At 69.3% G+C, this 6288-nt stretch carries 7 protein-coding genes and 2 pseudogenes; 6 read left to right on the forward strand and 3 right to left on the reverse strand.

Features of this window, described 5'->3' with window-relative positions:
• The first annotated feature begins 3 nt into the window (after positions 1-3).
• Positions 4-1032 (forward strand): GDP-mannose 4,6-dehydratase, encoded by a 1029-nt coding sequence (gene gmd / locus QQZ14_RS12510; RefSeq protein WP_284534653.1) that lies wholly within the window; start codon positions 4-6, stop codon positions 1030-1032.
• A gap of 1 nt (position 1033) precedes the next feature.
• Here the strand turns inward: gmd and manA are convergent, their stop codons facing one another.
• Positions 1034-2272 carry a mannose-6-phosphate isomerase, class I gene (gene manA, locus QQZ14_RS12515; RefSeq protein ID WP_284534654.1) on the reverse strand — a complete coding sequence of 413 codons (1239 nt, stop codon included), beginning with the start codon at positions 2270-2272 and terminating at the stop codon, positions 1034-1036.
• A gap of 203 nt (positions 2273-2475) precedes the next feature.
• Here manA and QQZ14_RS12520 point away from each other — a divergent pair, with 203 nt between their 5' ends.
• From QQZ14_RS12520 to QQZ14_RS12540, 5 genes are all read left to right on the forward strand, one after another.
• Positions 2476-2862: a helix-turn-helix domain-containing protein gene (locus QQZ14_RS12520; RefSeq protein ID WP_284534655.1), complete on the forward strand. Its 387-nt coding sequence runs from the start codon at positions 2476-2478 to the stop codon at positions 2860-2862.
• A gap of 53 nt (positions 2863-2915) precedes the next feature.
• The gene (locus QQZ14_RS12525) at positions 2916-3575 is read left to right on the forward strand and encodes a hypothetical protein (protein ID WP_284534656.1); all 660 of its coding nucleotides are present in this window, start codon (positions 2916-2918) and stop codon (positions 3573-3575) included.
• Positions 3576-3789: 214 nt separating this feature from the next.
• Positions 3790-4080, forward strand: a complete 291-nt coding sequence (locus tag QQZ14_RS12530) for a DUF2516 family protein (RefSeq protein WP_284534657.1) — start codon at positions 3790-3792, stop codon at positions 4078-4080.
• Positions 4081-4190: 110 nt separating this feature from the next.
• Positions 4191-4580: a phosphomannose isomerase type II C-terminal cupin domain gene (locus QQZ14_RS12535; protein WP_284534658.1), complete on the forward strand. Its 390-nt coding sequence runs from the start codon at positions 4191-4193 to the stop codon at positions 4578-4580.
• A gap of 174 nt (positions 4581-4754) precedes the next feature.
• The gene (locus QQZ14_RS12540; RefSeq protein WP_284534659.1) at positions 4755-5504 is read left to right on the forward strand and encodes a class I SAM-dependent methyltransferase; all 750 of its coding nucleotides are present in this window, start codon (positions 4755-4757) and stop codon (positions 5502-5504) included.
• A gap of 109 nt (positions 5505-5613) precedes the next feature.
• On the opposite strand, the pseudogene QQZ14_RS12545 reads toward QQZ14_RS12540, so the two are convergent.
• Together QQZ14_RS12545 and QQZ14_RS12550 are read right to left on the reverse strand one after the other, a co-directional pair.
• Positions 5614-5897 (reverse strand): annotated as a pseudogene (locus QQZ14_RS12545) (IS1634 family transposase); the annotation flags it as partial.
• 1 nt (position 5898) lies between these two features.
• Positions 5899-6288, reverse strand: a pseudogene (locus QQZ14_RS12550) (IS1634 family transposase); the annotation flags it as partial.

Raw genomic sequence — 6288 nt, forward strand, 5'->3', positions numbered from 1 at the left:
GGCGTGGGAGCGAAGACGGCATTGATCACCGGCATCACCGGGCAGGACGGGTCGTATCTCGCCGAGCTGTTGCTGGCGAAGGGCTACGTCGTGCACGGGCTGCGGCGGCGATCCTCGACGTTCAACAGCTCTCGGATCGAGCACCTCTACCAGGACCCGCACGACCCGGACACCCGGCTGTTCCTGCACTACGCGGACCTCTCCGACGGGGCGAACCTGATCCGGCTGCTGCACCGGATCCAGCCCGACGAGGTCTACAACCTGGCCGGCCAGTCCCACGTCGGGGCCAGCTTCGAGGAGCCCGAGCACACGGCGATCACCACGGGCGTTGGGCCGATCACGCTGCTGGAGGCGATCCGGACCGTCGGCATCGACTGCCGCTTCTACCAGGCGTCGAGCTCCGCGATGTACGGCGCCGCCACCGGCCCGCAGGACGAGCGGTCGCCGTTCCGGCCGGGGTCGCCGTACGGCGCGGCCAAGCTGCACGCCTACTGGTCGACGGTGACCTACCGCGAGGGCTACGACATGTTCGCGGTCAGCGGCATCTTGTTCAACCACGAGTCCCCGCGGCGCGGCGAGACGTTCCTGACCCGCAAGGTGACGCGCGCGGTCGCCCGCATCCAGGCCGGGCTCGAGGACTTCCTCTACCTCGGCAACCTGGACCCGACCCGCGACTGGGGCTACGCCCCGGAGTACGTCGAGGGCATGTGGCGGATGCTGCAGGCCGACGAGCCCGACGACTACGTGCTCGCGACCGGCACGACCTACAGCGTCCGCGACTTCGTGGTCGCGGCGTTCGAGCACGCCGGCCTCGACTGGGAGAAGCACGTGCGCCGCGACGAGAGGTACGTGCGGCCCACCGAGACCGCGGCCCTCGTCGGGGACCCCTCGAAGGCCGAGGAGCGGCTCGGGTGGAAGGCGCGGACCACCACCGAGGAGCTGGTGAGGCTGATGGTCGACGCCGACGTCGAGGCGGTCGCCAACGAGGGACGGCACTGGATCGACACGCCCAGGCCGTTCCCCGCTCTCTGAATCAGTCAGGTACGACGCCGATCGCGACGCGGCCGGTGCCGTCGACCCGCAGCGGCCCGGCGTCGTGCGGCACGAACACCGCCGACCCCCGGTCGAGCCGCTGCTCGCTGCCGCCGGCCGACACCGTGACCGGGCCCTCGAGGGCGAGCACGATCCGCGGACCGTCCGGCGCGAGGCCGTCGAGCGGGGCGTCGCCCACCAGAAGCGCGAACTCGTCCACCGGCGGGTCGAAGCACTGCACGCCCGCACGCACCTCGGTCGGCGCCCACAGGGGTGGCGGGATGGGCGTGAAGCTGGCGATGCGCAGCAGCTCCTGGACGTCGACGTGCTTGGGGGTGAGGCCGGCGCGCACCACGTTGTCGGAGGAGGCCATGATCTCGATGCCGAAGCCCGACGTGTAGGCGTGCACCACCCCGGCGCCGAGGAACATCGCCTCGCCCGGCGCGAGCACCACGTGGTTGAGCACCAGGGTGACCAGGACGCCGGGGTCCTCGGGGTAGCGCTCGGCGAGCGCGTTGGTCTGGGCGAAGACCCGGATCGCCTCCCGCTCGACCGCGCTGCGGTCGACGCTCACCCGCGTCGACGGCCGGTGGGCCTGGTGGCTGCGGTCCTCGGCGCCCTGCGCGGCGGCCCCGATGTCGGCCAGGGCCAAGGCCAGCGCACCCGGATCCATCGCCAGGATGTCGGTGACGACGTGGTGCAGCGCCTGGTACGCCGGCTCGGCGGTGAGCCGGCGCGCGGTCTCCTCGGCCCACGGGGTCCCGAGCAGCCGCAGGATGGCCCCGGTCTTGTCGACGTCGCGGAACCCGGCCATCCCCTCGAACCTGGTCACCGCCAAGATCAGCTCCGGCTTGTGGAACGGGTCGCGGTAACTGCGCTCGGGGGCGTCGACCGGGACACCGGCCGCCTCCTCCTCGGCGTAGCCGATGCGCGCCCGCTCGCTGGTCGGGTGGACCTGCAATGACAGCGGCTCGGCCGCGGCCAGCGCCTTCATCAGGAACGGGAGCCGCGGGCCGAACCGCGTGTGCGTCCGCGTCCCGAGGGCGCGGTCGGCGTCGGTGGCGATCAACTCGCCGAGCGGGCGGCCGTCCGGGAGCCGTGATGGCTGGCCCGGATGGGCGCCGACCCACAGCTCCGCGTGCGGGCGTCCGTCGCCCGGCTCACCGAGGAACCGCGGGATCAGGCTGGTCGACCCCCAGGCGTAGTCCCGGGTCGAGCAGGCGAGCCGATAGATCGTCATGGGTCCGTTCGTCCTCGGGAGAGCGGTCACACACTCAGCTATTGCGCATCATAGGGTGCCGCGCCGAACATCGTCCGGGCAGTGGCGCTTGCTGGTGGAAGCACTGTGATCGAACGCGTGCGGCCTGTACGGACAGGCGATTGTGGACTATGTCACCGTGTCGCACCTTGATAGTGCTAGCAACAGCAAGCACTATTGGAGGCATGGCACGCAGCAAGGTCGGCCGCACCGTCGAGGGCCTCGGGGAGTACCTCAAGGAGCAGCGCGTCGCCGCCGAGCTCTCGGTGCGGCAGCTGGCCGCACAGGCAGGGGTGTCCAACCCCTACCTGAGCCAGATCGAGCGTGGCCTGCGCCGGCCCTCCGCCGAGGTCCTCCAGCAGATCGCGAAGGCGCTGCGGATCTCCGCAGAGCAGCTCTACATCCGGGCCGGCATCGTCGATCCCCACGCCGGCGCAGCCGGGTCCGTGGAGCTGGCGATCCTCGCTGACGGCCTGCTCACCGAACGGCAGAAGCAGACGCTGCTGGACGTCTACCAGTCGTTCCTCGCGCTCAACGGCGCGAGCGACGACACCGACGCTCCCGCGAGCTGAACGAACTCATGGACCGGCGCCGCGCCGGCCACCCCCAACCGAAGGAGCAGGACATGGCCAAGGCCAAGTTCGACATCAAGACCGAGGCGACCCGCCCGATCTACGCCGGCGTCGGCGTCACCGACCTCGCCGTCGAGTTCGTGCGCGAGTACGTCACGGACATGCAGAAGCGCCTCGCCGAGGTGCAGAAGGACGTCCAGGCCCGCGTGAAGGACCTCGACTTCGAGCCTGAGGCCCTGCGCAAGCAGACCGTCACCTTCGTCAACGCCCGCGTCGAGGCGCTCAGCAAGGACGCCAAGGCGCGTCGCGCCGCGATCGAGGCCCGGGTGGAGGAGCTGCAGGCCGACGCCAAGGAGCTCCCGACCCGCGTGCAGCACCTGCTCGACGAGAACCTCGAGACCGTCAACGAGGCGTACGTCGACCTCGCCAAGCGCGGCGAGACCCTGGTCGAGCGGATCCGCCGCCAGCAGTCGACGAAGCAGACCGTGACGTCGGCCAAGACCACCTCGGCCAAGGCGAAGACCACCAAGACCCAGGCGACCAAGGCCACGAAGACCACGGCCAAGAAGACCGCCAAGAAGGCCTCCACGACCGCGAAGAAGACCTCCACCGCTCCCAAGAGCAGCGCGAAGGCCACCGTCACTGCGGCCAAGAAGACCGTGTCGAACGCCGCGGACGCGGCCACCGACGCCGCCAAGAAGGTCGGCGACTGAAGCACTGACGAGCAGCTCACGCTGTTCGAGCTGGACCGCGAGGCCCCCGGGTGGACATGACGAGCCCCCGGGGGCCTCGTCGTGTCCGGGCATGCCCGGTGATCGGCAGGGTCCGCCGGTGATCGAGCTTGTCGAGATCACCGCAGCCGACGCGCCATCAGCAGCCATGCTCACGCACGCTGCCCGACGACCTGCGGTCCCGTAGGCTGACCGCGTGCTGCACGTGTTCCAGGCCGAGGCGAACCTCATGCTGCTGGTCGAGCTCGCGCTCCTGGTGGTCAAGCTGTTCGCGTTCATCAACAGCCTGATGTACTCCGCCGCTGCCTACGACGCGGCCAACAAGCTCACCAAGCCGGCCTGGACGATCATCCTGGGCCTCGGGCTCGTCGTGCAGATCGTCATGGGCGGCACCCTCGGGCTGGTCGGCCTCGCGTTCACGATCGCCGCGCTGGTCTACCTCGCCGACGTCCGGCCTGCGCTCGCCTCGCTCACCCGTCGCCGCTGACACCTGAGGGGTCCTTCCTCCAGATACGCGCAAGTTCGCGGATCCGCCCGCGGACGCCGTTCGGACCGCCCTAGCCTGAGCCGAACGCAATGACGACTGGGGGGTTAGTCATGGGCAGGTCCGACGCGCGGCCGTGGGGGTCCTGGGAGATCCTCGACGAGGGCGAGGGATACAAGGTCAAGCGGCTGGTGGTGAAGCCGCGGCAGCGGCTGTCGTACCAGACCCACGCCTACCGTTCCGAGCACTGGGTGGTCGTGAGCGGTACGGCGACGTACGTGCTCGACGGGGTCAAGCGCTCCGTCGGCCCGGGGGAGACGGTCGACGTCCCGTTGGGGGCGGCCCACCGGCTGATCAACGAGCACCCGACCCCGCTCGTGGTCATCGAGGTGCAGCGCGGGCGCTACACCGGTGAGGACGACATCGTGCGGCTGCAGGACGACTACGGACGGGCGGGCGTGATCCTCGCAGCGGTCGGGCGCCTGGTCGACTCGCGACTCTGAACGGATGTTCGGGCTGCCCTTGGCGACGCGGCGTGGCCGCAGCCGAAAGTCAGGCGCAGCACGGAGGGTCTCACTGTCTGGTTGAGGTGGCCATGGGCATGAGCGGACGCCCGCTGGGCCCTTGGGTTGGTGCTCGGGGCCCTCGGCCGAAGGACCGGTGCTAGCGTACGAGCGGTGTCTGACTTCTTCGCCCGTCACGACCGCTTCCTTACGACGAGCCGGACAAGTCCGGCTTCCGATCGTCTCCACGCCCGGTACGACGCGATCATCGCGACCCACCGTCACGAGCTCGCCGGGCGCAGGGTGTTAGACATCGCAAGTCACGACGGGCGGTGGTCGTTCGCGGCGCTCGAGGCGGGCGCGTCCCACGTCACTGGGGTCGAGCCACGTGCTGAGCTTGTCTCGGCGGCCAACGAGTCGTGCATGCACTACGGCCGTGATCGCCACGAGTTCCGATTCGTGGAGGCGGACATCTTCGACTACTTGGTCGATAGATCGGAACGTTTCGATGTTGTGCTCTGCCTCGGTTTCTTTTACCACACAGCCCGCCACGTCGAGCTGTTCGACCTGATCGAGCGCACGGGCGCCGAAACGGTGGTGGTCGATACCGAGGTGATCCCGGGAGTGCGAGCCGAGCTGGGGTCCGTTGATCCGCGGCTAGTCCACGGCAACCCGTTCGAGATTCAACTGCTGCGGGAGCCAGCCGATGATGAGGCGATGGCGGTCGCCACCTCTGCAACACGCAGTGGTCAGACGATCGTCGGCCGCCCATCGCGGGCGGCGGTCGAGTTCATCGCTGATCACTTCGGGTTCGACTGCGAGGAGGTCGATTGGCGGACTCTCCTCGAGCGACATTGGTCCGCACAAGCGATCGAGGACTACCGCGCCGGGTGGCGGACGACCTTCACGTGTCGCCGACGTTAGGGTTGAACTGGAACGGCCCGAGTTGCGGTGACGGGACACCGACCGATTCCATGCCCTCGCGCTGGCAGAGTGACGAACGATTTCGCCTGACTCGTGCCACCGGGGTGTGTCACTGAGCGCTGATCCCGAGGGCGTCGATGATCGCCTGGGCGACAGGCGTGATCGGGTCCTTGGCGAGGTGTTCGTGGCCGGCGATGCGGACGGTGATCTGCTGGAGTGGCCGCAGCGCCTGGACGATCTTCTTGATGCTCAGGCCGGTGGCGTTGTGCAGGTGGCGGGCGATCGCGAGGGCAGCGAACACGATCGTGAGGTGGGCCTCGATCGCCTCACGGGTGTGGTGGAACATCGGCCGCGCAGCCAGGTCGGTCTTCGACATCCTGAAGGACTGCTCGANGCTCGCGATCACCTCGCCCGCTGGCATCAGGCCGGCCTCGATGTTGGTGACGTAGCCCTTCAACCCGACGAGGTCGCGTGCTCTGGCCAGTGAGGTCTCGTCGAGCTCGTTGGCGCCGTTGCGGGTCTTGACGAACCGTGGGGTCCTGGCGGCCTTCTCCCCGGCCACGACGGCACGGGCCTTGTTCTCCTGCAGGGTCAGGGTCGTGTTGTCGCGCACGGCCCGCTTCCGCGAGTAGGCCCACACCGCGCGCCACGACTTCCCATGCACCGCCGGGTCCCAGACGGGCTCAGCCCGACGGGCCGGGTCGCTGGTCTTCACCGCGGTGCCTCGTTGGTCGCGTGGGGTGATGGTGTCGATGACCTGTCCGTCGGTGAACGCGGTGCCGTG

The sequence above is a fragment of the Nocardioides sp. T2.26MG-1 genome, assembly GCF_950101795.1.
In the GTDB taxonomy this organism is placed as follows: Bacteria; Actinomycetota; Actinomycetes; order Propionibacteriales; family Nocardioidaceae; genus Nocardioides.